Here is a 2,687-nt window from a genome sequence, read left to right on the forward strand (position 1 = left end):
TATCAGATAACATAAGCCCGGCAATGACCGGGCTGTTTTATGGCCGTGAATGAATGTGACATGAAAATGAGCAGTTTCCGGACAACATAAGAAAGCAGAAACAGGTCATTCCGTTAGAGCATTAACAGCTTAACATCGTGCAACTGCTGTATAAGAAAACTTCAGGAAACCAATCTCCTGAAGTTTTTCTTTTTGATCATGATTGTTTACTTCTTGAGCTCTTCGATCAGCATCTCGGCAGCCTTGTCTACCGGTACATCGACCTTTTCACCGGTTCTTGGCTTGAGCTCAACCATGCCGTCCTTGATGCCGCGGCCAACCGTGATGCGGTAAGGAATACCGATCAGATCCATGTCCTTGAACTTGACGCCAGGTCTTGTGTCACGGTCATCCAGCAGTACTTCCACACCGGCTTTTTCCAGCTGCTCATAAAGCTTTTCAGCAGCCTCATTCTGAGCTTCATCCTTGGTTGAGATGATGATGATTGCTGCCTGATAAGGGGCAAGATCCTTCGGCCAGTTAATGCCGTTTTCATCCGCATTCTGTTCAGCCAGGGCAGCCATGGCACGGGCCGGACCGATGCCATAGGATCCCATCCAGACATACTGCAGCTGGTTATTGGCATCCAGATACTGCAGATCCAGGGCCTTGGAATATTTGGTACCAAGCTTGAAGGTATTGCCGACTTCAATGCCGTGGGCGAAGTGGATACGGCCGCCGCAGTTCGGGCAGATGTCACCTTCCATGATATTGCGCAGATCCGCAAAGGCTTCTGCCTTGAAGTCCTTGAGATTGACATTGCAGTAATGATAGCCGGTCTTGTTAGCACCAACAATGAAGTTCTGCATGTATTTGACTTCTTCATCAGCATAGACCGGGCAGTCAATGCCGATCGGGCCGGCAAAGCCAACTTCCGCATGTGTGACTTCTTCCACAACAGAAGGGGAGGCCAGTTCTACTTCTGCGGCTTTCAGGAACTTTCTCAGCTTGGTTTCATTGACATCACGGTCACCGCGTACCATCACAGCCACCGGCTTGCCATCCACTGAATAGACCAGTGTCTTGACAAACTTCTTGGCCGGCAGATGGAAGTGGTCCGCAACTTCTTCAATTGTGCGGGAATGCGGTGTGGCTTCCAGCACAAGCTCTTTTTCTTCTTCTTTTTCCGCAGGAATTTCTGGCTTGCATGGAGCCACTTCAATGTTGGACGCAAAGTCACAGGAATCACACAGCACCAGTGTATCTTCACCCATCGGTGCAAGGGCCTGGAATTCTTCGGAGAGCAGGCCGCCCATGACGCCGGTGTCAGCACGGACAATGACATAGTTGAGATGCAGACGGTTCATGATGTTCTTGTATGCATTGAACTGTTTCTGATATGCCACATCCAGACCTGCTTCATCCTTGTCGAATGTATAGGCATCCTTCATGATGAATTCACGCACACGGATCAGGCCATAGCGCGGTCTTGGCTCATCACGGAACTTTGTCTCAAACTGATACAAGGAGAAGGGCATGTCCTTATAGGAGCGGATCTGCATCTTGGCAGCAATGGCAAACAGTTCCTCATGGGTCGGACCCAATACGTAGTTCTGTCCCTTGCGGTCTTTCAGCGAGAACATGTCATGGCCAAAGCCTGCACGTCTGCCGGAGGCAATATAGATATCTTCCGGGATCAGCGCCGGCATCAGCAGTTCCTGGCAACCGGTCTTGTCCATCTCATCCCGGATGATGTTCATGATCTTCTGCATGATCCGCCATCCCATCGGCAGCATCATATAAATGCCAGCCGAGCTCTTCTTGATGAAGCCGCCGCGGACAAGCAGATTCGAAGAGATCGAATCTTCATCCTTGGCATCTTCACGCAGAGTAAAAAAATAACTGTTCTTTAAACGCATAATTCTTATCCTCTTATAACCTCGGCAATTATAGCATAGACACTGCATTCTTTGGCCTGCGTTTGGTGCTTTATGGCACATGCGGTACATAGGAAATTAAAATATTCGTTAGGTACCTATTGAATCATCAAGATGGTTGCTGTATGATCTGTCCTGTCATTTGATAGGTACCTATGGATAAGGAGGATATATGAAAGAAGAAAAGGAAAGAGGCGTGCACCCGTGTATCGATGAACAGGCACATCGGCTGATTCATGAGATCCGGATGTACGCTGATATCCTGAACGATCGGCGCGGTCAGCGGCCGGCACAGAACCGGGTATTGTTTCTGCTGCACCGCTATGGTGCCATTACCCAGAAGCAGCTTCAGCAGCACATGCAGATCCAGCAGGGATCGCTGTCTGAGCTGCTTGGCAAGATGGAAGCCAGCGGCCTGATTACCAGATCCCGCGATTCCAAAGACAAACGGCAGGTCATCCTGCAGCTCAGTGAGAAGGGCATTGCCGTTGAGCATGCCAATCATGATCAGGTGATGGCCGAGAACAATGAAATGTTTTCCGTGCTCAGTAAACAGGAACAGAAGGAGCTGGAACGAATGCTGAATGCATTGATTATAGATTGGAAAGAAAAACATCCGGACGCATTCCCGGAGGATCATTGGCAGACGCTATTTTCAAAGATTTAGTTGATGAGGCTGTAAACACCAAAATATCATGAGCTATATGCCTCATAGAGGTTAATTGGCATTTTAAGCTTTGGGATCTCCGCACAGGTAAATGGAATCTGTTC

At 48.8% G+C, this 2,687-nt stretch carries 2 protein-coding genes; one reads left to right on the plus strand and one right to left on the minus strand.

From position 1 onward, the window contains the following. Positions 1–206: 206 nt before the first annotated feature. Complete coding sequence (locus tag MOZ60_RS11395) at positions 207–1,898, minus strand: proline--tRNA ligase (protein WP_370596770.1); 1,692 nt, start codon at positions 1,896–1,898, stop codon at positions 207–209. Positions 1,899–2,088: 190 nt separating this feature from the next. On the opposite strand from MOZ60_RS11395, the gene MOZ60_RS11400 reads away from it, so the two are divergent. After that, on the plus strand, positions 2,089–2,583 hold the full coding sequence (locus MOZ60_RS11400; protein ID WP_370596771.1) for a MarR family winged helix-turn-helix transcriptional regulator: 495 nt from the start codon (positions 2,089–2,091) through the stop codon (positions 2,581–2,583). Positions 2,584–2,687: the final 104 nt, after the last annotated feature.

The organism is Grylomicrobium aquisgranense, assembly GCF_033971865.1.
Taxonomy (GTDB): Bacteria; Bacillota_I; Bacilli_A; order Erysipelotrichales; family Erysipelotrichaceae; genus Bulleidia; species Bulleidia massiliensis.